The 21,985-nt window shown below is 70.1% G+C and carries 25 protein-coding genes; 13 read left to right on the top strand and 12 right to left on the bottom strand.

Annotated elements, in window-relative coordinates; genetic code table 11:
* Nucleotides 1–23 precede the first annotated feature (23 nt).
* The 4 genes from ABZS40_RS13155 to ABZS40_RS13140 all read left to right on the top strand — a co-directional run bounded on the left by ABZS40_RS13155 (nt 24) and on the right by ABZS40_RS13140 (nt 2,007).
* On the top strand, nt 24–269 hold the full coding sequence (locus ABZS40_RS13155) for a DUF397 domain-containing protein (RefSeq protein WP_354943513.1): 246 nt from the start codon (nt 24–26) through the stop codon (nt 267–269).
* A gap of 54 nt (nt 270–323) precedes the next feature.
* Nucleotides 324–776 (top strand): hypothetical protein, encoded by a 453-nt coding sequence (locus tag ABZS40_RS13150; RefSeq protein ID WP_354943512.1) that lies wholly within the window; start codon nt 324–326, stop codon nt 774–776.
* 21 nt (nt 777–797) lie between these two features.
* Nucleotides 798–1,703 carry a cupin domain-containing protein gene (locus tag ABZS40_RS13145; protein WP_354943511.1) on the top strand — a complete coding sequence of 302 codons (906 nt, stop codon included), beginning with the start codon at nt 798–800 and terminating at the stop codon, nt 1,701–1,703.
* An 88-nt stretch (nt 1,704–1,791) separates the two neighbouring features.
* A complete protein-coding gene (locus ABZS40_RS13140) occupies nt 1,792–2,007 on the top strand; it encodes a DUF3072 domain-containing protein (protein ID WP_354943510.1) in 216 nt (71 codons plus the stop codon).
* Between the two features lie 164 nt (nt 2,008–2,171).
* Here the strand turns inward: ABZS40_RS13140 and ABZS40_RS13135 are convergent, their stop codons facing one another.
* From ABZS40_RS13135 to ABZS40_RS13125, 3 genes are all read right to left on the bottom strand, one after another.
* Complete coding sequence (locus tag ABZS40_RS13135; RefSeq protein WP_354943509.1) at nt 2,172–2,672, bottom strand: YfcE family phosphodiesterase; 501 nt, start codon at nt 2,670–2,672, stop codon at nt 2,172–2,174.
* A 130-nt stretch (nt 2,673–2,802) separates the two neighbouring features.
* Nucleotides 2,803–5,679 (bottom strand): ricin-type beta-trefoil lectin domain protein, encoded by a 2,877-nt coding sequence (locus ABZS40_RS13130; protein WP_354943508.1) that lies wholly within the window; start codon nt 5,677–5,679, stop codon nt 2,803–2,805.
* A 152-nt stretch (nt 5,680–5,831) separates the two neighbouring features.
* A complete protein-coding gene (locus ABZS40_RS13125) occupies nt 5,832–7,661 on the bottom strand; it encodes a glycoside hydrolase family 15 protein (protein ID WP_354943507.1) in 1,830 nt (609 codons plus the stop codon).
* A 111-nt stretch (nt 7,662–7,772) separates the two neighbouring features.
* Between ABZS40_RS13125 and ABZS40_RS13120 the strand changes: the two genes are divergently transcribed.
* Complete coding sequence (locus ABZS40_RS13120) at nt 7,773–8,360, top strand: general stress protein (protein WP_354943506.1); 588 nt, start codon at nt 7,773–7,775, stop codon at nt 8,358–8,360.
* Nucleotides 8,361–8,554: 194 nt separating this feature from the next.
* On the opposite strand, the gene ABZS40_RS13115 is transcribed toward ABZS40_RS13120, so the two are convergent.
* Both ABZS40_RS13115 and ABZS40_RS13110 read right to left on the bottom strand, forming a co-directional pair.
* Entirely contained in the window at nt 8,555–9,142 is a 588-nt protein-coding gene (locus ABZS40_RS13115) for a DUF1684 domain-containing protein (protein ID WP_354943634.1), read from the bottom strand.
* Complete coding sequence (locus ABZS40_RS13110; protein WP_354943505.1) at nt 9,139–9,543, bottom strand: helix-turn-helix domain-containing protein; 405 nt, start codon at nt 9,541–9,543, stop codon at nt 9,139–9,141. The genes ABZS40_RS13115 and ABZS40_RS13110 overlap by 4 nt, the downstream gene beginning before the upstream one ends.
* A gap of 94 nt (nt 9,544–9,637) precedes the next feature.
* Here ABZS40_RS13110 and ABZS40_RS13105 point away from each other — a divergent pair, with 94 nt between their 5' ends.
* Nucleotides 9,638–10,645, top strand: a complete 1,008-nt coding sequence (locus ABZS40_RS13105; protein WP_354943504.1) for a hypothetical protein — start codon at nt 9,638–9,640, stop codon at nt 10,643–10,645.
* 36 nt (nt 10,646–10,681) lie between these two features.
* Here the strand turns inward: ABZS40_RS13105 and ABZS40_RS13100 are convergent, their stop codons facing one another.
* The gene (locus tag ABZS40_RS13100) at nt 10,682–11,251 is read right to left on the bottom strand and encodes a WHG domain-containing protein (RefSeq protein WP_354943503.1); all 570 of its coding nucleotides are present in this window, start codon (nt 11,249–11,251) and stop codon (nt 10,682–10,684) included.
* A 60-nt stretch (nt 11,252–11,311) separates the two neighbouring features.
* On the opposite strand from ABZS40_RS13100, the gene ABZS40_RS13095 reads away from it, so the two are divergent.
* A complete protein-coding gene (locus tag ABZS40_RS13095; RefSeq protein ID WP_354943502.1) occupies nt 11,312–11,800 on the top strand; it encodes an FBP domain-containing protein in 489 nt (162 codons plus the stop codon).
* Between the two features lie 61 nt (nt 11,801–11,861).
* On the opposite strand, the gene ABZS40_RS13090 is transcribed toward ABZS40_RS13095, so the two are convergent.
* Nucleotides 11,862–12,395 (bottom strand): GNAT family protein, encoded by a 534-nt coding sequence (locus ABZS40_RS13090; protein ID WP_354943501.1) that lies wholly within the window; start codon nt 12,393–12,395, stop codon nt 11,862–11,864.
* Between the two features lie 157 nt (nt 12,396–12,552).
* Here ABZS40_RS13090 and ABZS40_RS13085 point away from each other — a divergent pair, with 157 nt between their 5' ends.
* Together ABZS40_RS13085 and ABZS40_RS13080 are read left to right on the top strand one after the other, a co-directional pair.
* Complete coding sequence (locus ABZS40_RS13085) at nt 12,553–13,035, top strand: MarR family transcriptional regulator (protein WP_354943500.1); 483 nt, start codon at nt 12,553–12,555, stop codon at nt 13,033–13,035.
* A gap of 10 nt (nt 13,036–13,045) precedes the next feature.
* On the top strand, nt 13,046–14,032 hold the full coding sequence (locus tag ABZS40_RS13080; RefSeq protein ID WP_354943499.1) for a pirin family protein: 987 nt from the start codon (nt 13,046–13,048) through the stop codon (nt 14,030–14,032).
* A 64-nt stretch (nt 14,033–14,096) separates the two neighbouring features.
* Here the strand turns inward: ABZS40_RS13080 and ABZS40_RS13075 are convergent, their stop codons facing one another.
* Entirely contained in the window at nt 14,097–14,225 is a 129-nt protein-coding gene (locus ABZS40_RS13075; RefSeq protein ID WP_256441970.1) for a hypothetical protein, read from the bottom strand.
* 134 nt (nt 14,226–14,359) lie between these two features.
* Here ABZS40_RS13075 and ABZS40_RS13070 point away from each other — a divergent pair, with 134 nt between their 5' ends.
* Complete coding sequence (locus ABZS40_RS13070) at nt 14,360–15,949, top strand: phospholipase D-like domain-containing protein (protein WP_354943633.1); 1,590 nt, start codon at nt 14,360–14,362, stop codon at nt 15,947–15,949.
* Here ABZS40_RS13070 and ABZS40_RS13065 read toward each other — a convergent pair.
* Nucleotides 15,898–16,647 carry a hypothetical protein gene (locus ABZS40_RS13065; protein ID WP_354943498.1) on the bottom strand — a complete coding sequence of 250 codons (750 nt, stop codon included), beginning with the start codon at nt 16,645–16,647 and terminating at the stop codon, nt 15,898–15,900. The two genes, ABZS40_RS13070 and ABZS40_RS13065, sit on opposite strands and share 52 nt — an antisense overlap.
* A gap of 376 nt (nt 16,648–17,023) precedes the next feature.
* Between ABZS40_RS13065 and ABZS40_RS13060 the strand changes: the two genes are divergently transcribed.
* A complete protein-coding gene (locus tag ABZS40_RS13060; RefSeq protein WP_238669901.1) occupies nt 17,024–17,848 on the top strand; it encodes a SigB/SigF/SigG family RNA polymerase sigma factor in 825 nt (274 codons plus the stop codon).
* Nucleotides 17,849–17,954: 106 nt separating this feature from the next.
* Here ABZS40_RS13060 and ABZS40_RS13055 read toward each other — a convergent pair whose 3' ends face one another.
* The 3 genes from ABZS40_RS13055 to ABZS40_RS13045 are packed head-to-tail and all read right to left on the bottom strand — an operon-like array spanning nt 17,955 to nt 20,727.
* Nucleotides 17,955–18,545, bottom strand: a complete 591-nt coding sequence (locus tag ABZS40_RS13055) for a GNAT family N-acetyltransferase (RefSeq protein ID WP_354943497.1) — start codon at nt 18,543–18,545, stop codon at nt 17,955–17,957.
* Nucleotides 18,542–20,053 (bottom strand): APC family permease, encoded by a 1,512-nt coding sequence (locus tag ABZS40_RS13050; protein ID WP_354943496.1) that lies wholly within the window; start codon nt 20,051–20,053, stop codon nt 18,542–18,544. The genes ABZS40_RS13055 and ABZS40_RS13050 overlap by 4 nt, the downstream gene beginning before the upstream one ends.
* A gap of 47 nt (nt 20,054–20,100) precedes the next feature.
* Nucleotides 20,101–20,727, bottom strand: a complete 627-nt coding sequence (locus tag ABZS40_RS13045) for a GPP34 family phosphoprotein (RefSeq protein ID WP_354943495.1) — start codon at nt 20,725–20,727, stop codon at nt 20,101–20,103.
* 183 nt (nt 20,728–20,910) lie between these two features.
* On the opposite strand from ABZS40_RS13045, the gene ABZS40_RS13040 reads away from it, so the two are divergent.
* Nucleotides 20,911–21,735, top strand: a complete 825-nt coding sequence (locus ABZS40_RS13040) for a helix-turn-helix transcriptional regulator (protein ID WP_308193130.1) — start codon at nt 20,911–20,913, stop codon at nt 21,733–21,735.
* A 41-nt stretch (nt 21,736–21,776) separates the two neighbouring features.
* Nucleotides 21,777–21,977, top strand: coding sequence for a DUF397 domain-containing protein (locus ABZS40_RS13035; RefSeq protein WP_354943494.1), 201 nt, complete (start codon nt 21,777–21,779; stop codon nt 21,975–21,977).
* Nucleotides 21,978–21,985: the final 8 nt, after the last annotated feature.

Below are 21,985 nucleotides of genomic sequence, written 5' to 3'. Positions count from 1 at the left end.
TCCACCTGAAAGGAGATCGTCTCATGACGATCGACAGCCCGCTTGACCTGTACTCGGTCGACGCCTCCGGCGTAAACCTGCGGAAGCTCTGCGGCGGCGGCATCACCAACACGATGGAGAGTTGCGTCGCCGCCGCCATCCTGCCCGGCAACCCCGACGCCGTCATCATCGGTGACTCGAAACTGGGTGCCGACTCGCCGAGGCTGCGATTCAGCCGCGTGGAGCTGGACAACTTCGTCGCCGCGTACCAGGCCAACGAGATCTTCTGATCGACCAGGGCTGGCCGCGCGCGATGCGCGGCCAGCCCGCACCCAGGGGGAACAATGGCGCTGGTGAAGCACCACTGGCACGCTTACGATCCGTGGATTGGTCCGCACCAGTTCTTCGGGCGGGAGCACGATCCGGAACGGCGGCCAGGTCCGAGTTCAGGTGACGTCGCAACGGCTGCTCTCATCCGCGCGTCGTCGCCGCCGCTTGAGAACGGCCACTACCTGCTGCGGCGCGACCAGACAGCACGGGAGCGAACATGGACCGACGTGCAGGATGCGCTGGAGTGGCTGACTGACAGGTACGCCCAGCATCCGCCCGATCCGGCGCTCAGCTACGTGGACCAGGCAGCACGCCTCGAGCATTCACGGGCGGGTCTCGAAGGCGGTAGGGACACCATCTGGCACTACACCGCGAGCCTGAGCGCCAACCGGGTCGTCGTTTTCGCGGTGATCTGCTGCCCGCATCGCTTCCACACCACTGCGCCATGTCCCCTCCCACCGAACTGACCTTCGACACTGGGAGAACGCATGTCCCTCGACATGATCCTCGGCCACGAGGCTGCCGCCGCGGTCCTCAGCGAGTGGCCCGAGCGCCCGTACACACTGAAGCTTCCGAACGACAGCCCGATCGGACGGGTGGTCAACGCGCAGGCGATCCGAGGGTTCCTCGACGCCGGCTGCGCACCGAGCAACTACGTGAACGTGTTCCACCGAGGCGAGGGGTTACACCCGGCCCGCTTTACCGCCGATGACCGGGTAGCGCCGGCCTCGGTGCAGCTCCTGCTCGACCACGGTTGCACCATCCAGCTCCGCGAGCTGAATCGTTGGTTCCCGCCCCTGAGCGCGATCTGTGCGAGCATCCAGGCGGAAACCGGCTGCCCGGGGTACGTCACGGCCTTCATCACACCGCCCAGCAGTCAAGGGCTTGACTACCACTGGGATCAATACCTCGGGATCGTGGTGCAACTCCAAGGGACGAAGACCTGGGAGCTGTTCGAGCCCAAGGTCGACGCGCCGTACCGCGACCACCTGATGTCGACGAATCTCTGGCAGGACGACTGGGTCGGCCAGTGGCAGAAGGACGGCCCGGACCAGACCGTCGAGCTGACGCCCGGGGACATCCTCATGCTGCCTCGGGGTTGGGTGCACAATCCGCACTCGCGAAAGTCCGTCGACGCCAGCGTGCACTTGACGTTCGTCCTGAAGGAACGCGTGCCGCTGTGGGTCGCCGAGCGGTTGATTGGCAGCGCAATCAACGATCCCCGCTTCCGGGCCGTCATCCCGCCGTCGATGCTTGATCCCGCGAAGGTGCCAGGAACAGTCGAGGACGTGCGGTCGCTGATGATCGACTACCTCGCTGACCTGGACGTTGAGGAGGTGTCGCGGGCACTGCGGCGTGCTGCTCAACGGGAGACCAGTTATGCCGCGTTGTGACCACCACGCGGCCGGACCGACGTTCTGGCAGGAATGAACAGGGGAGATCGGGGTACTGGCACACCTGTTCGAAGAGAGGATGACGACGATGACGAACCCAGGCGACCACCACGCCGACCCGCGTGGCGCGATCAAGGACCCGGACGAGTGGGTCACCGGTGACGAGCCGCCGACGGCGGCGCAGGAGTCCTACCTGCACACGCTCGCCCGCGAGGCCGACACGGACATCCCCGACGACCTCACCAAGGCCGAGGCGTCCAAGCAGATCGATGAACTCCAAGCCAAAACCGGCCGAGGCCAGTAACCCCACACCCCCGCCCCAAGCCCGAATCCACGCCGCGATCTCGGACCGCTCCCGCGATCTTGCACTTTCTGTAGCGACAAAACGGGTTTATCAGGCGCAAATCGTCAACAGAAAGCGCAAGATCGCCGGGGCGGGGCGGGCGCGCTTGAGGGGCGGGGCTGGCCTCAGGGGCGGGGCAGGTTGTGAAGGTGGACCTCGGTCAGGGTCGCGGCGTGCACCTCGGCGGTGAGGTAGGTGGCGTGGGGTTGGGAGCGGCGGTCGGTGGGTGAGCCGGGGTTGAGCAGGCGCAGCCCGCCGGGCGCCTCGGTGTCCCAGGGGATGTGCGAATGCCCGAAGACCAGCAGGTCGACGTCGGGAAAGCGGGCAGCGCACCGCATCTCCCGACCGGTCCGGGGCCCCGTCTCGTGCACCACCGCGACCCGCAGTCCGTCGAGATCGACCCGGGCCACCTCCGGCAGCCGGGCGCGCAGCGCCGGGCCGTCGTTGTTGCCGTACACACCGATCAGTCGGCGTGATCGGGCGGTCATGGCGTCGAGCAGGGCCTCGTCCACCCAGTCGCCGGCGTGCACCACCACGTCGGCCGCCTCGATCGCCGCCCAGAGGGGCCCGGGTAGGACCCGGGCCCGTTTCGGTACGTGGGTGTCCGCCGTGAGCACCAGCCGCATACCGGCATTGTGCCCCGAGTCCCGGCCGCCCACCCGGGGGACGTGGGTGGACGGCCGGGCTCCGCCTCCGCCGCCCGGCCCCGTGCGTCATCGACGCTCGGGTACGGGTGCCGAGCCGGTCAGGGGGCGGTCACGGCAGGGTCCAGCGTTGCGCACCGGTGCCGTTGCAGGTCCAGATCCGCAGTTGCCGACCGTCGGTGAGATCCGAGTTGGGAATGTCCAGGCAACGCCCGGACTGGGGGTTGCGCAGGCTGCCGTCCGACTGGGCGGCCCACTGCTGGGCCCCGCTGCCGTTGCATTCGTAGAGCTGCACGAGGGTGCCGTCGGTGGTGCCGCTCGCCTGCACGTCCAGGCACTTGGCGAGCCCCCGCACCGTGCCGTCGCCGGGTAGGGTCCAGCGCTGCGCGGCGGTGCCGTTGCAGGTCCAGGTCTGCACCTTGGTGCCGTTCGCGGTCTGGCTGGAGGCGATGTCCGCGCACTTGCCGAGGGCCTTGACCTCACCGGTGCGCGCCCCGCCGGTGCCGACGCCAGGGCCGGTGAAGGTGTAGCTGTCCACGTCCAGCAAGGCCCCGCTGCCGCCGGTGACGACCAGGTACAGGTCGTGGGTGCCGTCGTCGGGCTTGGTCACCGTGGCGCTCAGCTCGGTGTAGTTGTCCCAGCCGCCGGTGTTCGGCACCGCGATCCGGGCGACCTCGGCGCCGGTCGGTGAGTCGTACCGGAAGGAGAGGGTGCCGCCGGGGCCGCCGGAGGAGACGCGGGCCCGGACGCCGGTGATCCCCTTGAGGCTCACCGCGTGGTGCCGGACGTTCTCGCCGTTCTGGACGTCACCCAGCCGCTTGCCGCCCTCGGCCGCCGCCTGGTCGATCACCTTGGGGCCGTTGAGCTGGACGAAGTGCTCGGCCTGCCACTGTTTCGGGTAGAGGCTGATCTCCTGCTCACCGGTGAGGGCGGCCGATCCGGTCGCGCCGCGATCGGTGTAGCTGCCGCGCAGGACGAAGAACAGCACCGAGTCGGGGCCGGCGTGCACCGGGCCGGTGTTGAAGGTGGCGCCGCAGCCGGTCCCCTCCCCCTCCTCGTGGGCGTGCTCCTGGTGGCCGAGCGCGGCCCGGACGACCACCGCCGAGCAGGCCGGCGTGCCGTCCTGCGGGTCACTGGCCGAGGCGCCCACCGCCAGGTTCTGCCCCCAGTCGAAGAGCCCACCGGCGGGCAGGCCGGTCAGCGTGACGGTCGGCCGGTTGTTGCCGACCACCACCGACACCACAGTGGTGGCGCTGCGGCCGGTGCCGTCGTTGACGGTGAGCCGGGCGCTGTAGCTGCCGTTGGCGGAGTACGTGAAGGACGGGTTCGCGGCGGTCGAGTCGGTGCTGCCGTTGTTGGTGAAGTCCCAGGCGTACGTCAGTGGGTCGCCGTCCGGGTCCGAGCTGCCGGCGCTGGAGAAGGTCACCGACAGGGGGGCCAGGCCGCTGTCCCGGTTGACGGTGGCCTTGGCCACCGGCGACCGGCCACCCTGGACATAGTTGATTTTGTAGAGGCCGGCGTCGACCGCGCCGGAGAAGTAGCCGCTGCCGTACTCCAACAGGTAGAGCGAGCCGTCCGGGCCGAACTGCCAGTCAATCGGGTGGACGAGTTTCATGCCGGCGAGCACCGGCTCGATGACGGTGGGCGCACCGGTGGACGGGTTGCCGTTGTCGAACTGGACCTCCTTGATCCAGTTGCGGCAGTAGTCGGAGATCAGCCACTTGTTGTCGTAGTAGGCCGGCCACTTCACGTCCGAGACGAGGTTCGGGTCGTAGTGGTAGACCTCGACGTGGTTGGGCGACCCGCACCCACCCGGGTTGTCCAGCGCAGGCCAGTCCTCACTGCCGCCATGCTGCTCCCAGACCAGCGCCGGTTTCGTCGGTGGAAGTTGCTGGACGCCGGTGTTGCGGGGTGAGTTGTTGACCGGGCCGGTCGAGCCGCCGCAGGGGAACCAGCCGCGCGGGGTGGCGGTGGCGAAGTCCCAGTCGTTGTAGGCGACGTTGGGGCCGCCGCAGTACGGCCAGCCGTAGTTGCCGGGCCCGTTGGCCCGGTTGAACTCGTCGTAGGCCGCCGGGCCACGGTTGGCGAGGTCGGTGCCGGCATCCGGGCCGACCTCACCCCAGTAGAGGGTGTTGTTGGCCTTGCGGTCCACCCAGATCCGGTACGGGTTGCGCACGCCCATCACGTAGATCTCCGGGCGCGTTCGCGCGGTGCCGGCGGCGAAGAGGTTGCCGGCGGGGACTGTGTAGCTGCCGTCGTTCTCCGGGTGGATCCGGTTGATCTTGCCGCGTAGGTCGTTGGTGCTGCCCGAGGTGCGCTGGGCGTCGTACTGCGCGTTGCGGCTCGTCCGCTCGTCGATCGGGGCCATCCCGGCGGAGTCGCCGCCGGAGTTGGTGTTGTCGCCGACGGCGAAGTACAGGTTGCCGGCGGTGTCCCAGCTCATCGAGCCGGCCGAGTGGCAGCAGAGGTCGCGTTCGGTGGGCCACTCGATGAGCACGTCCTCGCTGCCCGGGTCGAGCAGCAGGGTGGACGGGTTGAAGGTGAACCGACTGATCCGGTTGACCAGTGGGGTGACCTTCGGCGAGTAGAAGAGGTAGACCCAGCGGTTGCTCGCGAAGCTCGGGTGCAGGGTGATGCCGATCAGGCCGTCCTCGAAGCGGGCGTCCAGCGCCAGGGTCAGGGCCACAGTGGTGGACCTGGTCGCCGGGTTGTAGAGGCGGACCTGCCCACCGGCGGCACTGGTGCCCCGGTTGATGTAGAAGACCTTGCCGTCGGGGGCGACGGCCAGTTCGATCGGTTCACCCATGGAGAGGCCGCCGTCGAGGGCGACCTTCTCGAAACCGACGGTGGCGGGCGGGGCGAGGGCGGCGGCCTGGGCCGGGGACGCGGCGGCCGGCAGAACGCTTGCCTGCGGGACGAGGCAGAGGGTGACCAGGACGGTGAGCAGGGTGGTGGCGCTGACGAGACGTCGGCGCAGTGTGCGGGACACGAGACCTCCAGCTGTCCGGGGGATCTCGGTGCCGCTCCCGCCGACTGGAGGAGCACCGCAGAGTGTCCCGGACATTAACGTCTTTCACTGGAAAGCGATAGAACTTCGCGTCACCCGTTAGAAAGTTGTCACGATCTCCGCGAAAGTCCGGCTCACTGGCGCACCGGCGAGAAGTACGCCGGCGGCATTCCGCACTGACGCAGCGTCGGGTCCCGCTCGACGTCGGTCAGCACACCGGCGGCGTTGATCAGGCCGATGTGGGAGAACGCCTGAGGAAAGTTGCCCAACTGTTCCCCGGTCAGTGGGTCGATCTGCTCGGCGAACAGGCCGAGGTCATTGACCCGCTCCGCCAGCCCCCGGAACAACTCGTGCGCCCGGTCCCGCTCACCGGCCAGCGCCAGGCAACACACCAACCAGAACGAGCAGATGAGAAATCCGGCCGGGTCGCCGTCCCAGCGCCGCAGCAGGCCGTCGTGGGAGAGCCGCTGCTCCACCGCACGGGTCGTCGAGCGCATCCGCGGGTCGTCGGCCCGCACGAAGCCGACCAGCGGCATCACCAACACCGAGGCGTCCAGGTCGTCGGATTCGAAACTCCCGGTGTACGACTGGAGCCGCTCGTTCCAGCCCCGCTCGAGCACCTCCGCGCGCACCGCGTCACGGGCGGCCGCCCAGCGGGCCACGTCCTGCGGCTCGCCGAGCTTGTCACCGAAGCGGACCGCCCGATCCAGGGCGACCCAGCACTGCACCTTCGAGGACACGTGGTGGTGCTGGACACCGCGCTCCTCCCACATCCCCGCGTCGGGCAACGCCCAGTCCCGCGCGGCCTGGTCGGCGAGCAACCGGAGAACATGTTGCACCTCCGGGTCCAGCGGCTCCAGCTTGTCGCGCATCAACCAGGCGGCATCCAACGCCTCGCCGAAGATGTCGGTCTGCCGCTGCTGCCACGCGTCGTTGCCGATCACCACCGGTGGGCTGTCGCGGTAGCCGCCGAGCTGTTCCAGGCGGTGCTCGGTGAGGTCCCGCTCCCCCAGCACCCCGTACATGATGGGTACCGGCTTGTCGTCGATACGGCCCATCGCCCGGCCCAACCAGGCGAACTGCCGTTGCACCTCGTCCAGGCACGCCGTCCGCCACAGCGCCCGCAGGGTCAGGCTGAAGTCGCGCACCCAGACGTAGCGGTAGTCGTAGTTGCGGTCCCCGCCGAGCTTCTCCGGCAGCGAGGTGGTCACCGAGGCCACCACCGCTCCACTGGGCCGGTATGTCATGCCCTGCACCACCAGCCGGCTGCGCCGCACCTGCTCGGGGTAGAGCCCGTCGTAGGGGTGATCGGCCGCCCAGGAGCGCCAGCCGGCGGCGGTGTCGGCGATGGTCTGGTCGGCGTCCGGCACCTCGGGCAGCGGGGCGTCGTAGGTCGGGGCGTACCCGAGGGTGAAGTTGTGTTTCGTGCCCTCGCGGGCGGTGAACGTCCCGGTGGCCTCGCCGTCGCCGGCGGTCAACCGCTCGCTGCCGCGCAGGGTGAGCCGGGCGGCCCCGGCGATGGCCTCCAGCATGTCCTCCCGCTCGATCAGGTACGCGATGGTACGGCCGTACTCGAAGCGCGGCCGGTAGTGCACCCGCATCGGCACCGAACCGGACAGCCCCTCCACCGAACGGGCCAGCACCTGCGGCGAGTGCAGGCCGATGTCGTGACCGCGTGAGCCGGGCTCGAAGGCGAGCGCGTCGGTCAGCGCGACCTCCCCTTGGGCGGTGCGGAAGACCGTCCGCAGCACCAGGGTGTCGTCGAGGTAGGAGCGTTCGACCCGGTAGTCGCCCTCGGGCTGGATCGACCAGTGCCCGGCGTTGTCGTCGAGCAGCCGCCCGAACACCGACGGGGCGTCGAACCGGCCCGGGCACCACCAGTTCACCGAGCCTGAGGCGTCCACCAGCGCCGCGCTGCGGCCGTCGGCGAGGAACCCGTAGTCGCTGATCTGTCCGCTCTCCACCTGGCTGCCTACCCGGGCAGTCAGCGCCCATTCCCCTCCTGCCGGGTTGCGGAGACCGCGTTACCGGTCGGCCTGGAGGGGAACGCGCGGAGCTGACGAGGGAGGATGCTCATGACGTCAGCTTCGGGGCCGACCGCCGCCTGGCGGTCCGGCACACAGGGTGGCGACCTGCTTCCATCCGGGCCGGCCGGCCGCCTGTCGACACCGACCGGGGACGGCCACGGGCCGGAGGCCGGCCCGCCGACCGTGACGATCGGCTCGTACCCGGACTATCCGACCGCGCAGCGGGTGGTCGACTACCTGGCCGACAACCGCTTCCCGGTGGAACACAGCGCCATCGTCGGCACCAACCTCACCCTGGTGGAGACGGTGCTCGGGCGAATGACCACCGGTCGAGCCGGCCTGCTCGGCGCCGGCACCGGCGCCTGGTTCGGGCTCTTCATCGGCCTGTTGTTCGGCATCTTCACAGTCGGCAACTGGCTGGCGGTGATCCTGGTCGGGCTGGTCGTCGGTGCCATCTGGGGTGCCGTCTTCGGCGCGGTCGCGCACGCCATGACGGGCGGGCAACGCGACTTCACCTCGGCCAGCTCACTGCGCGCCGGCCAGTACGCGGTGACGGTCGACGCACAGCTCTCCGACCAGGCGCGACAGCTGCTCGGTCGGATGCAGATGCCGAATTCGGCAGCGAACGCCCGCTGACCGACGATCGACCGACCGCCCCGGCAACAAGCCGGGGCGGTCGTCGTGGTGCGCCGGGAATCAGGTCGGTGAGCGAAAGCGCTTGCGGCGGGGTAGATCTTGGACACTTTCCGTCTTCACTCAACGGAAACTGTCCAAGATTGGCAGCTGGGGGTGAAGCGGCCTGGGGTGCGTGGGCCATCCGGTCCCTGTCGTTACCGGACATACGCCAACTCGCCGGCCCGCAGCGGCACCTCGACCCGGTTCTCCGGTGGTGCCAGCGGGCAGGCCCAACGGTCGTCGTAGGCGCAGCTCGGGTTGTAGAGGTAGTTGGCGTCCAGCCGGACCCGGTCGCCGGGCAGCAGTTGCACACCCCGGCCGAAGGTGCCCTTCACCGTGTCGGTGAGGTACCGCCCTCCCCCGTAGCTGTCCCGCCCGCAGGTGCCGTCGCGCAGCGGAACGAACAGCCCGCCCCCGTACGCCTCGATCCACCACAGGGTCAGCGGCCCCCAGGACGTCTCGGCAACCGCCACCCGCCGGTACGCGATCACCCCGTCCGGGCCGCCGGTGTCGATGCGCAGCTCACCGCTGGCCGGTCGCAGGGGCGCCTCGACCACGGCCTCGGGATTGGGCGGGAAGTAGCGCACCCCGGCGAAGCCCTGTCGCTCCGCCACCGGGATCGGGCTCTGCGGGTGGGTGGCGAAGAGTTCGTCGCGGCCGGCACGGAAGCCGGCCAGGTCGACGTCGGACAGGTACAGCCGGGCCACCCGCTCGCGCCAGTCGGCCAGCTCCAGGTCGGTCAGCATGCTGGGGACTCCTGTTCGAATGACAGCTCTCCGGACCGGATGGGCTTGCCACACGCCCGGCAGCGCACGTCGGCGACGAAGACCTGGCCGCAGACCGTGTGGATGAAATCGGCCCTGGGCACGTCGCCCTCGCTGTAGGTGTCACCCCAGCGCTTGAGCACGAGGATGACCTGCCCGAGGTCCTTGCCCTTCTGGGTGAGTTCGTACCCCGCGACCTTGCCGTTCTCGGCGGCACGAGCCTGAAGGATGCCGGATTCGGCCAGTTTGCGTAGTCGAGCGGCGAGGACGTCCCTGGGCGCGCCGACGGCGCGAAGGATCTCGGTGTACCGCGAGGCGCCGAATGCGAGCGCACGCACGATGTGCAGCGACCACCTGTCGTTCACTGCGTCCAGCGCCACAGCGAGAGAGTCCCGCTCTGGTTTGGTTTTCAAACCGTCGGTGCTACGGTTCGTTTGGTTGGACATTCAAACCACACTACCCGAGGAAGCGCCCATGACATCGCCATCCGAACCACGTACCGACGGGGCATCACCCGTCGTCACCCAGCGCCGAGCCTGGACAACGCTCGTGATCACCGGGCTGATCATCGGCACGGCGTTCATCGCGCTCTATGTCGGACTGCAACGCAGCCCCCAGCCGAGCCACCTGCCGATCGCCGTGGTCAGCCAGCAACTGGCGAACACCGCAGACGCCGGGTTCGGCGACGCCGTGGCCGTCACCGAGGTCGCGAGCGTTGCGGACGGTGAGGCCCTGGTACGACACGGCGACGCGGTCGCCGTGCTCGGCGCGACCTCCACCACCACGCTGACACTCGACTACGCCGGCGCGAGCGGGTTCAGCGAGAGCGGCGCCGCGCGTCAGCTCGCGGCCGGTCTCGCCAAGAAGGCTGGGGCGACCGTCCAGGAGAACGACATCGTGCCGCTGGCCACCTACGACAGTCGCGGGCTGTCCGCCTTCTACGTGGTGTTCGGCGTCACCCTCTCGTCGTTCGTCCTCGCACAGGGGCTCACCGCGGCCACCGCGAAGGTGCGGCTGCGCCACCGCCTCTACGCGATGGGCGGATTCGCCGTCCTGATCGGTGTGATCGCGGCGACCGTCGCAGGTCCGGTCTACGGATCACTGACGGCCCCGTTCCCGCTGCTCGCGCTCTCGCTCATCCTGCTGTCCGCCGCCAGCGCCTTCACGACCAAGGCACTGGGGGCCTGGCTCGGCCCGGCGGGCATCGCCCTGGCCGTCCTCACTCTCACCACCATCGGCAACGCGACGAGCGGAGCGACGATCGGGGTCGACCTGCTGCCGGAATGGGCACAGGCGATCTCGGGGAAGCTCCCACCGGGCGCGGCCGTACGGGCGGTCAACAACTTCGGCTACTTCGACGGCGCACACACCGTGGCGCCCCTCGTGATCCTCGCCGCCTGGTTCCTGGCCGGCCTCGGATTCGTCCTGCTCCGGCAGCGGGCCGCGCAGCGCCGTCCGGTCACCACCGAGGTGGGGCGGTGACCGCCCGGGTCAGGCACACGCCCGTCCGCTCGGCCGTCAGCGCGACGGCCAGTTGGTGAGGACGGCGTCGAGGGCGTCCAGGGTGCGCGACCAGGAGTCGTCGGTGGGGCGCGGGGTGTGCCGGAAGCCGCCGGTCTTCTCCAGGCTCACGAACCCGTGGAACGTGCTGTGCATCATCCGCACCGCGTCGGTCTGGTCGGGCTCGGAGAGCCGATAGCCGCGCAGGATCGCCCGGGTCATCTCGGCGTGCCGGACGCCCGCGCTCGCGGCGGCGGTCTCCGGGTCGAGGTCGATCTGCATGGCGGCGTAGCGGCCCGGGTGTTCCCGCGCGTAGTCGCGGTACGCGTTGGCGAAGGCCACCAGCGCGTCCTTGCCGGCCCGACCGGCGAGCGCGGCGGCGACCCGGTCGGCCAGCTCCGCCAGTGCCAGCAGGGCGATCCTGACCCGCAGGTCGTGCGCGTTCTTGAGGTGGAAGTAGAGGCTGGCGTCCTTCACCCCGAACTGGCGTGCGAGCGCGGCGACTGTGACGTTCTCCACGCCCACCTCGTCGGCCAGCTCGGCAGCGGCCAGTGTCAGGCGCTCGACGGTCACCCCGGCACGTGCCATGCAGCTCGCTCCAAACCTAGCCGTAATAATGGTTTGCCTAGGAGAGCTAGGCTACTACCTATGTTGGTCCTGACCGAATCCGTCATCCGCGCGTCCTTCGTCAATTGCAGCCGGGGCGAGGCGAAGCGGTTGACCGTGCCTAATGATCTTGGGATGCGCCCCTGGGACGACCTGGACTTTCTCGGCTGGCGGGATCCCTCCGCGCCGCAGCGGGCCTACCTGGTGGCCGAGACCGACGGCAAGCTGGCCGGGGTGGTGCTGCGGGCCGCGACGCACCAGCCGGGGCGCGTACGGCACAGCATGTGCTCGTTCTGCCTGACCACGCACCTCGGCGGCGGCGTCTCGTTGATGACCGCCACCAAGGCCGGCCCGAGCGGACGGCAGGGCGATTCCGTGGGCACGTACCTGTGCTCCGACCTGGCCTGCTCGCTGTATCTGCGGGGGAAGAAGCACGCCGGGCCTCCCGCGCCCGAGCCTCTGCCCCTGCCGGAGAGGATCGACCGCGTCAGGGCCGCCCTCGCGACATTCCTCCGCAAGGTCACCGAGTGACGGTTCGAGGCGATCTGCTCGGCCGGGGCCGAAGCATGTTCGGACCCCGGCCCGCCTCCGGCTAGCGGTCGGTGGCCAGGCGGGCGTGCAGGTGCTCGTCGTAGCGGCGGCCGTCGCCGTACCGGTACGACTCGCGCAGGGTCCCCTCGGCCGGGTAGCCGGCTCGATCGGCGACCCGGCAGGACGCCGGGTTGGCCACCGCGTGACACAGCTCCACCCGGTGCAGCCCGAGATCCGCGAACGCCCAGTCGGTGAGCCGGACGACGGCGCGGACCGCGACCTGCCGCCCCCGTGCCGCGGGCACCGTCCAGTAGCCGATGGACGCGTCGCCGTCGTGGATGCGGTGCAGCGACACCGAACCGAGCAGTGTGCCGTCGGCCGCCGCGGTGACCGCCATCGAGGCATGACCACCGGTGGACCAGTCGGCTCGGCGACGCACCCAGAGCAGCGCGACCTCGTCGTCGATCGGGTCGCGACCCTGCGGGTTCCACTGGGCGATCGCCGGGTCCCGGAGGGCGTCGCGCACCGCCGGGGCGTCCTCGTCTCGCCAGGGGCGCAGCAACAGGTCGGCGGCGGAGAGTTCCACGTGTTTCACGAGGCCGGAGTCTGGCACAACCCGAGGCTCGCGCGCCGCCGGTTTGACGCAGACTTCCTTCAAAGCTGCACGATCCGGCGGCCAGGGCGCGGAGAAGTGACCCAGGCGACGCACAACGACGTTATTTAAATTTTGAAAGAGTGCTATCGTCATGGGCATGACCGAGAGCCTGGACAGCACCCGAGAGGCCGCCTGGCGCGCCTACATCGAGGCCAGCCAGCGTCTCTACACCCAGCTGGAAGAGGATCTACGGGTCAACAGCGACCTCAGCTTCGCCGACTACCACGTGCTGGTCCTGCTCTCCGAGGCACCCGGGCAGCGGCTACGGATGGGCGAGCTGGCCGGCCGGTTGATCTTCTCGCCCAGCCGCCTCACCTACCAGGTCTCCTCCATGCAACGTCGTGGCCTGGTCAGCAAGGAGCCCTGCCCGGACGACCGGCGCGGCAGCGAGGCGGTGCTCACCGCCGCCGGGCTGCTCGCCCTGCGGGAAGCCGCACCCCACCATCTGGCGTCGGTGCGTACCCATTTCATGGACGACCTCGACGATGCCGAGGTCGCCTGCCTCACCCGGGTCTTCGACCGGCTCGGCGAGCGCCTGCGGGCATCGCCGGTCAGCTCGACCACTCCCGCCTCACGCTAGGAGCCTCGACATGCCCGCGATCACCGTCGACAACGTCCTCGTCCTGCCCCGCCTGCCCCGACTCGACGAGGCCACCACGATCCGCCCGGTACGCACGGTGACCACGGCGCCCAGCGGCTTCGAGGGTGAGGGCTTCCCGGTCCGTCGCGCCTTTGCCGGGGTGTCGACCACCGACCTGGACCCGTTCATCCACCTCGACCAGATGGGCGAGGTCGACTACGCGCCGGGCGAGCCCAAGGGCACCCCGTGGCACCCGCACCGCGGCTTCGAGACCGTCACGTACATCATCGACGGCGTCTTCGACCACCAGGACTCCAACGGCGGTGGCGGCACCATCACCGACGGCGACACCCAGTGGATGACGGCGGGCAGCGGCCTGCTGCACATCGAGGCGCCGCCGGAGCACCTGGTGGTGAGCGGCGGGCTCTTCCACGGCACCCAGCTGTGGGTCAACCTGCCCCGCTCGGCCAAGATGAACCCGCCCCGCTACCAGGACATCCGGGGTCGGGAGTCGGCGCTGCTCACCACGCCCGACGGCGGCGCGCTGATCCGGGTGATCGCCGGCGATGTCGCGGGGCAGAGCGGCCCTGGTTCGACCTTCACCCCGATCACCATCACGCACGTCACGGTGCAGCCGGGCGCGCAGGTCGACCTGCCCTGGCGGCCCGATTTCAACGCCCTGGTGTACGTGCTGGGCGGCCGCGGCACGGTCGGCACCGACCGGCGGCCGGTGCGTACCGGCCAGCTCGCGGTGCACGGCCCGGGTGACGCGCTGCGGTTCAGCGCGGACACCGCGCAGGACGGCAACACGCCGGCACTGGACCTCTACATCATGGGCGGTCAGCCGATCCGGGAGCCGGTGGCACAGTACGGCCCGTTCGTGATGAACACCCGCGACGAGCTGCTCAAGGCGTTCGAGGACTTCCAGGCCGGTCGCCTCGGCGTGATCCCCACCGAGCGGCTCCCGCACACCGGCGGCCAGGGCACCCGGCCCTGACCACTGTCGGCCGCTGACTTCGGCGCCGACGCCTCTGGTTCACCCCGGGGGCGTCGGCGCCGCCTCAGGAGACCGCAAAAATCCCGGCGACACCCAGAATCACCATCACCAACACCGCTACCAGCGCACCCCGTTCGCTCTCCACCGCCGGCTCGCGGTTCTCGGTCACGGGATTCGTCGTGTCGCGGGGCATAGTGTGGCCTCCTCGGCTGTTGTCGCGTCGCTTCCGATGGCGTTGGCCAGGTCACCGGTATGTCGGCCTGGCGTGCGGACCCGCGTCGGGGGTCCTACCGTGAGGACGTTGCCGACCTCCAGGGGGGCTGGACGGTGCCGTTGCAGGACTGGTTTCTCACCGCTGAGGAACGCGCCAACCCGGTCTCCGGCATACCCGTCTGGACCACGGGAAACCTCGCCGAGCCGTTGATTCACGGTGCCGCGTACTTCGACCGACTGGTCGACGAGGTCGAGGCCCTGGGCCCCGGCGACCACCTGTTCTTCACCGACTGGCGGGGTGACCCGGACCAGCGGCTGCGCCCGGACGGTCCGACGGTGGCCCAACTCTTCGCGCAGGCCGCGCAGCGCGGTGTGGTGGTCAAGGGGTTGATCTGGCGCTCGCACCTCGACGTCCTGGCGTACAGCGAGGCGGAGAACCGCGACCTGAGTGAGACGATCTCGGCGGCCGGTGGCGAGGTGCTGCTGGACCAGCGGGTCCGGCGCGGCGGCTCGCACCATCAGAAGCTCGTGGTGCTGCGGCACCAGGGCGCGTCCGAGCGGGACGTCGCCTTCGCCGGCGGGATCGACCTGTGCCACAGCCGCCGCGATGACGCCGCGCACCACGGCGACCCCCAGCCGGTGCAGATGTCCCCCCGGTACGGACCCAATCCGCCCTGGCACGACGTGCAGCTCGCGGTGCGCGGTCCGGTGGTGGGCGCGTTGGACACCCTGTTCCGGGAACGCTGGACCGACCCGATGCCACTGGACTCGGAGAACCCGATGGCCTACCTGCGGGATCGGCTGCGCGGCTCGGACCTGCGCCCCGACCCGCTGCCCGAGCAGCCGGCCGATCCGCCGCCCTGCGGTCCGCACCAGATCCAGGTGCTGCGCACCTACCCCGCTGTCCGTCCCCGCTACTCGTTCGCACCCGACGGCGAGCGGACCGTGGCCCGGGGTTACACCAAGGCGGTGCGCCGAGCCCGCCGGCTGATCTACCTGGAGGACCAGTATCTCTGGTCGGCCGAGGTGGCGGACCTGTTCGCGCACGCGCTGCGGGACAACCCGGACCTGCACCTGATCGCCGTCGTTCCCCGCCACCCGGACGTGGACGGCAGGCTGGCGTTGCCGCCGAACATGGTCGGGCGCGAGCAGGCGCTGTCACTGTGTGAGCGGGCCGCACCGGACCGGGTGCACGTGTTCGACGTGGAGAACCACGCCGGCGACCCGGTCTACGTGCACGCGAAGATCTGCGTGATCGACGACGTGTGGGCCAGCGTGGGCAGCGACAACTTCAACCGGCGGTCCTGGACGCACGACAGCGAGTTGTCCTGCGCGGTCCTCGACGACACCCCGGACCAGCGGGAGCCCACCGATCCGGCTGGGCGGGGCGACGGCGCGCGCAGCTTCGCCCGGGACCTGCGACTGCGGCTGTGGCGCGAGCACCTGGACCGCGACCCGGACGGCGCGGACGACGCCGACCTGCTGGACCCGGCGGACGCCGTCGCGGCCGTCACGGCCGCCGCCGACGCGCTCCAGCAGTGGTACGACGACGGCCAGGTGGGAGAACGGCCGCCCGGGCGGCTGCGCCCGCACCGCCCCGAGCGGTTGCCGTGGTACACCCGGGCCTGGGCGCTGCCGGTGTACCGGCTGGTCTACGACCCGGACGGGAGGCCGCTGCGCGCGAGGCTGGCCGGCACCTGGTGAAGCGGTCGGGCCGGCTCCGGCGCGGCGACCGCGTGCACGTTCAGCCCGCCGGGGTAGGCGAACGACGAGCGCGGTGAGTAGTAGCCGAAGCCGATGGTCAGCGGGTTGGCCGGGCGCAGCGCGTACATCGGGTGGCCAGGCTGAAGGAACTCCACCGACTCGATCTCGAACGGAGCGACCGGCTCGGCGACGAACGGGTACGCCGAGCTGAGCAACTGGCCGTCGCGCCGGGTGAAGTAGCGGTGGTGCCCACTGCTGATCACGTGCCCGGTCTCCCCCACCCGACACCGAGCCCGGACCAGCGGCGTGCCGTCGATCTCCGTCTCCGAGACCAGGTCCTCGCCGTTCACGTCGATCCGGGTGCGCCCGGCGAGCACCGGGGCGCCGCGAGCGACGGCGTACTCACGGACCCGCCGGCTGGAGGCCACGTAGTGGGTCCACCAGCCACCGGCGTTGAGGCCGCCGGGCGCGTCGACGCCCAGGAGCGAGACGCCGAGGTAGGTCAGCGAGTACGCGCCGAAGCCGGAGGTCTGGGTCTCGTCGTCGACGATGTACTGGTTGAGGAAGACCTGCCGGTCGGGACGGGGGCAGAGCCCCGGTGGGACCAGCGCGGCGACCGCGTCGGGATCTGCCGGCAGCCAGCTGAAGTAGAGGGTGCGACTGTTCACGACAAGCTGGGGAGCGGCTGGATCGAGCACGGTGCCTCCGAACCGGGTGTGTACACGCGACGCTACGGCCGGTCCCACCAGCGGGACAAGGACGGATAGTCGACACTCCTGGCGACTTGTCGGATTTCCTGTTGACCAGTCGACGCGACCCGTGGGCCGATCGGCCGAACCGGTCGCCCGACCGGGCAGCGTTCCACAGCCGGATCAGTGGGTAAGGACTCTCACAGTCATCCCAACTTCTGCGCAATATGCCCGTTTTGTCACTGGACACACCTTAAGTGCATCAACCTTTCGGCTAGATTTCTGGGAGACGATCAGGTTAAGGTGACTCCCGAACGGCCAATTGGAAGCTAAACCAAAGCGTCACACCTTTTCGTCAGCGGACGAGGTGCAGGGAGGACCACCCATGACCGCGCCAACGATCACCGAGCAGCCGAGCGCCCCCGTCAAGGCCACCACCAAGCTCGACCCACGCGCTCTCACCGACAGCGCCGCCGACCTGCTCAACGCGATGGCGGCGCTGCCCGCCAACCACCCGTCGCGCGCCGCGCTGCGGGACCGGGCGATCGAGGCGTGGCTGCCGCTCGCCAACCACCTGGCCCACCGCTACAGCGGGCGTGGCGAGCCGAACGACGACCTGGCGCAGACCGCCGCGATCGGCCTGATCAAGGCCATCGACAAGTTCGACCCCGAGCGCGGTGTCGACTTCGCCGGTTACGCGATCCCCACCATCATCGGTGAGCTCAAGCGGCACTTCCGGGACCGCACCTGGGACATCCGGGTGCCCCGCCGGCTCCAGGAGCTGCGGCTGGCCATCTCCGACGCCAACAGCTCGCTGCTGCAGACCCTCGGCCGCTCGCCGACGGTCGCCGACATCGCCGCGCACCTCAAGCTCACCGAGGAAGAGGTGCTGGAGGGCCTGGAAGGCGCCCGCGCGTACAACGCGGTGTCGCTGTCCACCCCGACCGGCGACGGCGAGCGCGCCACCGAGCTGGGCGACATGCTCGGCGGCGAGGACAGCGAGTTCGAGCTGGCTGAGCTGCGGGTCGCCCTCGGCCCGGCGCTGGCCACCCTCGACGAGCGCGAGCAGAAGATCCTCACGCTCCGGTTCTACGGCAACCTGACCCAGTCGCAGATCGCCGACCAGATCGGTGTCTCGCAGATGCACGTCTCGCGGCTGCTGACCCGGGCGCTGACCAAGCTGCGCGGCCAGCTCGACGGCACGTACTGATCAGTTAACGAGCGGAGGGCCGGGTCCATGGACCCGGCCCTCCGTGCTGTCACGTGAGCGTTACAGTGCAATCACAGTACGTGCTGGTCGCGTCGACCTGACCAGCTCAGTGCCCGACCGGCTCCCGCCACATCGGCCAGAACGGCGTGCCGTCGGGCACCCGGAACGGCTCGCCGGCCAGGTAGCCGTGCTTCGCGTACAGGTCCCGGCTGCGCGGGCTGCTCGCCTCCAGGTACGCCGGCATCCCGTTGACGTCCAGCCAGGCGTGGTGGTGCCGCATCAACGCGCTCCCCAAGCCCTGCCCCTGCCGGTCGGGCCGGGTCGCCAGGAACGCGAGGTGGTGGTGGTCCGGGTGCGGGTGGTTCGCCGCGAACAGCTCGTCGAGGTGCTGGAACCGGTCGGTCCACTCGCCGCAGGCGGCGGCCAGTCGGGCGTCGTAGTCCGCCGGCGGCGGCGCCGGCTCGCCGACCGACGGAAACCAGACCGCTACCGAGGCCCGGTCCGCTGTGGCGTGGACGATGCCGTGCCGCATCGCGTGCCCGACCAGGATCTCGAAGTCGCCGGCCAGTACCGCCTCCCGCTTGCTCGGGTCGGGGACCAGCCAGTACGTCACCTCCAGGACGGTGAACGCCTCGGCGATCCGACCCGCCACGAGGGTGGTCTCCTCCGGCCCGAGTTGCTCGATGACCACGCTCATCGGGTCACCTTCACGGCGGCCGGCGCTTCCGGCTCGACGGCGGCCGCGGCGCTCGCCGCTCCCCGGCCGATCCGGGCGTACGTGTCCGGGCGGTTGCTCCGCAGCAGCAGGGCCCAGGCGATGCCCAGCAGGGCTGCCACCGGGTACGCGGCGGGTAGCGCCCAGCGCAGCGTGGAGTCCGGCGCGACGCCGAGCAGGTTGGCGAAGTTCGACACGGCCAACCAGATGATCACAAAGAGCGCGATGGTGGCCAGGCCGGGCGCGATGGCCCGTCGCCAGAGGTTCTCGCCGCCAGCCGAGCGGGCGAAGTAGGCGATCACCGCCACCGAGGTGGTGGCGATCAGCAGCAGGACGCCGAAGCCGCCGGTGGTGCCGACCCAGAAGAACAGCTGGACCACCGGATCCCAGTCGTTGATCGCGTACAGCAGGATGACCAGCAGTCCGAGGACGCTCTGCGCCACCGAGGCGGCCCGCGGCGCCCCGGTACGGGCCGAGGTCTGCCCGAACACCGCCGGCAGCACCCGCTCCCGACCGAGCGCGAACGTGTAGCGGGCAGTGGTGTTGTGGAACGAGATCATCGCGGCGAGCACCGAGGTCAGGAAGAGCACCTGCCCGATGGTGACCGCCGTGTCGCCGAGCTGCGCGGCGGCCAGGTTGAAGATCAGCCCGACGCTCTGCTCGCCGGCCTCGGCGACGATCTGGTCCTGCCCGACGGCGACCGTCATGGTCCAGGACGACAGCGCGTACAGCCCGGCGATGATCGCCACCGAGAGGTAGGTGGCCAGCGGGACCGTCCGCTTCGGGTCCTTGCTCTCCTCACTGAAGACCACCGCCGACTCGAAGCCGACGAAGCCGAGGACGGCGAGCACCAGCACCGCGCCGACGCCCGGCACGAAGAGGTTGTCCGGCGAGAACGGGGCGAAGCTGACCTCACCGTTGGCCGGGTTGCCGAGCTGCCCCAGGTCGAAGACGAGGACCACCACGATCTCGGCGACCAGCAGCGCGGCCAGGACCATGCCGTTGAGGTCGACCCGGAGCAGGCCGAGCAGGCCGACCAACGCCCACGCCACCAGGGCCACGACGGCCCAGTGCGGGTGCCCGCCGAAGATCCGGTCGAGCACCGGCTCGGCCGCCACACCGATGGTGCCGTACAGCCCGACCTGCAACGCGTTGTACGCGATCAGCGCGATCCAGGCGGCGCCCACGCCGGCCGGTCGGCCGAGCCCTCGGGAGATGTAGGCGTAGAAGGCGCCGGCGTTCTCCACCCGGCGGGACATCGCCACGTAACCCACCGAGAAGAGCGCGAGCACCGCGGCGATCAGCAGGAAGGCCAGCGGGATTCCGGTCACCCCGATGACGCCGTAGCCGGTGGTGACGACGCCGGCCACCACTGTCAGCGGCGCGGCGGCGGAGAGGACGAAGAAGATGACCGACGGGATGCCGAGGCGGCCTCGGGCCAGGGCTTCGGAGACGTTGCTGGGTCGGTCGACTGTCGATGTCGGGGGCATGCGACTACTCCGATTGTCGAGGGGAGGGTTGGGGGTTACCGGGGGGGTCAGGGGATGCCACGCAGCACGGCGGCGCCGACGGCGGCCTCGGTGTGCCCGACGAGTTCCTTGAGGGGGGCCGGCAGCGCGGGGATGAGGACGTTCAACCGGTGGTGCGCGCGAGGGCCGGCGCTCCACAGCACCTCGCGGGTCAGCCCGGCGGCCACGACCAGGCCGAGCAGCAGGGCGTCCGGCACGCCCGGCGGGTCCGGCCGGTCCAGCAGGGCCCGCAGCCGGGTGGCCGGCCAGGCCACCGCGTTGAGGTCGATCGGCAGGTAGCTGACCGAGGTACGCAGCAGCCGGCGACTCTCCTGGCGGCGCAGCACCCCGGCGCGGGCCAGTCGTTCTCCCACCGAGGCCGTCGCGCTCTGCGCCAGGAAACTCAGCCAGGTGCGCAGCTCCCGGTGCTGGGCCTCGCCGACCAACTGGTCCAGCACCGTGTGCGCCAGAGCGTCGGCCGGCGGACGTCGGTCGATGACGGTGACCTGCCCCGCCATGACGGTGATGTGTCCATAGAGGATGAGCTCACCGAGGAGCCCGCCGGCCAGCCCGAGCCCGGTCGCCGCCGGGTGGAGTTTGGCCTTGCCACGACTGTCGTTGTGTGCGATCAGGAAGAACTCGTCGGCGATGAGCAACGGTCCTCCCGCACAGGTATGTCCACAGTGATCGCGACCGGGAAAGGATGCACCGACAGCTACTGCAACGCAACTCCCAGATTTGAAAGTTGCACTCCGTGCATCTGCGACCTGCGGATCTTGTCGTGGCAGACTCGGACGGTGATCGCCACTCCCACCATCCGACCCGCCGCCAGCCCGACCGTGCGGCGCCGCCGCATCGCGCGGGAACTCCGCCAACTCCGGGAACGCGCGGGCATGACCCTCGATGTGGCCGCCCGTCAGCTCGACATGTCGAAGAGCAACCTCTCCCGGATCGAGACGGCGCAGATCGGCATCAAACCTCGCGACGTGCGGGCCGCCCTCGCCCTGTACGAGGTGACCGGTTCGGATGCCGAAGCGCTGATCGAGATCGCCCGAGGGGCACAGCAGCGCGGCTGGTGGCAGAACTACAGCGACGTGCTCCCCGAGTGGTTCGAGTTCTACGTCGGGCTGGAGGCGGAGGCGGCGGCGCTGCGCACGTACGAGGCCGAGTCGGTGCCCGGGCTGTTGCAGACCGAGGCGTACGCCCGGGAGATCTTCCGGCGCACCGCCGGCGAGGACGGTCTGGAGCGCAAGATCGCCGCCCGACTCCGCCGGCAGGAGGTGCTGCGCCGCGAGGACCCGGTCGACCTGTCGGTGATCCTCAACGAGGCGGTGCTCCTGCGCCCGGTCGGCGGCGCCGCGGTGATGGCCGAACAACTGGTCCACATGAGCCGGATCGCGCAGCTACCCAACGTGACAATTCAGGTACTACCCTTCACGGCCGGCGGGCATCCCGCGATGAGCACCCCGTACGTGATCCTCAACTTCGCCGATGCCGCCGACGCGTCAGTGGTTTACCTGGATAACCTCACGATGGGGCTGGCTCTGGAGGAAGCCGATCATGTGCTCGGGTATAGCCTTCTGCACGAGGAGCTGTGCCGGATGGCGCTCGATCCGACGGCGTCGTTGACCCGTCTTGAGCATGCTTCTCGTAACTTTGCGTGACCGCTTCTGCGGCACGCCGACGCAGACGAGAGGTACCGCGGATGACGGCGTACGACCTGACCCGAGCGGACTGGCGCACCAGCACGCGCAGCAGCGGCAACGGCAACTGCGTGGAGGTCGCGACAGTCGACGGTCAGGCCGCCGTCCGGGACAGCAAGGACCGCTCCGGCCCGGTGCTCGCCTTCGGTGCGACGGCCTGGCGGGCCTTCGTGCTCGGCGTCGGCGAGGTCCGTCGCTCCTGACGCACCCG

It is taken from the genome of Micromonospora sp. NPDC005324, assembly GCF_040607155.1.
GTDB lineage: Bacteria > Actinomycetota > Actinomycetes > Mycobacteriales > Micromonosporaceae > Micromonospora > Micromonospora trifolii.
This window is presented reverse-complemented; position numbering and strand designations above follow the sequence as displayed.

What these genes read in the sequence shown, in the direction of transcription:
- ABZS40_RS13155 (WP_354943513.1), top strand. Translation starts at nt 24, where the DNA reads ATGACGATCGACAGCCCGCTTGACCTGTACTCGGTCGACGCCTCCGGC.
- ABZS40_RS13150 (WP_354943512.1), top strand. Translation starts at nt 324, where the DNA reads ATGGCGCTGGTGAAGCACCACTGGCACGCTTACGATCCGTGGATTGGT.
- ABZS40_RS13145 (WP_354943511.1), top strand. Translation starts at nt 798, where the DNA reads ATGTCCCTCGACATGATCCTCGGCCACGAGGCTGCCGCCGCGGTCCTC.
- ABZS40_RS13140 (WP_354943510.1), top strand. Translation starts at nt 1,792, where the DNA reads ATGACGAACCCAGGCGACCACCACGCCGACCCGCGTGGCGCGATCAAG.
- ABZS40_RS13135 (WP_354943509.1), bottom strand. Translation starts at nt 2,672, where the DNA reads ATGCGGCTGGTGCTCACGGCGGACACCCACGTACCGAAACGGGCCCGG.
- ABZS40_RS13120 (WP_354943506.1), top strand. Translation starts at nt 7,773, where the DNA reads ATGACGTCAGCTTCGGGGCCGACCGCCGCCTGGCGGTCCGGCACACAG.
- ABZS40_RS13105 (WP_354943504.1), top strand. Translation starts at nt 9,638, where the DNA reads ATGACATCGCCATCCGAACCACGTACCGACGGGGCATCACCCGTCGTC.
- ABZS40_RS13100 (WP_354943503.1), bottom strand. Translation starts at nt 11,251, where the DNA reads ATGGCACGTGCCGGGGTGACCGTCGAGCGCCTGACACTGGCCGCTGCC.
- ABZS40_RS13095 (WP_354943502.1), top strand. Translation starts at nt 11,312, where the DNA reads ATGTTGGTCCTGACCGAATCCGTCATCCGCGCGTCCTTCGTCAATTGC.
- ABZS40_RS13085 (WP_354943500.1), top strand. Translation starts at nt 12,553, where the DNA reads ATGACCGAGAGCCTGGACAGCACCCGAGAGGCCGCCTGGCGCGCCTAC.
- ABZS40_RS13080 (WP_354943499.1), top strand. Translation starts at nt 13,046, where the DNA reads ATGCCCGCGATCACCGTCGACAACGTCCTCGTCCTGCCCCGCCTGCCC.
- ABZS40_RS13075 (WP_256441970.1), bottom strand. Translation starts at nt 14,225, where the DNA reads ATGCCCCGCGACACGACGAATCCCGTGACCGAGAACCGCGAGCCGGCG.
- ABZS40_RS13060 (WP_238669901.1), top strand. Translation starts at nt 17,024, where the DNA reads ATGACCGCGCCAACGATCACCGAGCAGCCGAGCGCCCCCGTCAAGGCC.
- ABZS40_RS13055 (WP_354943497.1), bottom strand. Translation starts at nt 18,545, where the DNA reads ATGAGCGTGGTCATCGAGCAACTCGGGCCGGAGGAGACCACCCTCGTG.
- ABZS40_RS13050 (WP_354943496.1), bottom strand. Translation starts at nt 20,053, where the DNA reads ATGCCCCCGACATCGACAGTCGACCGACCCAGCAACGTCTCCGAAGCC.
- ABZS40_RS13035 (WP_354943494.1), top strand. Translation starts at nt 21,777, where the DNA reads ATGACGGCGTACGACCTGACCCGAGCGGACTGGCGCACCAGCACGCGC.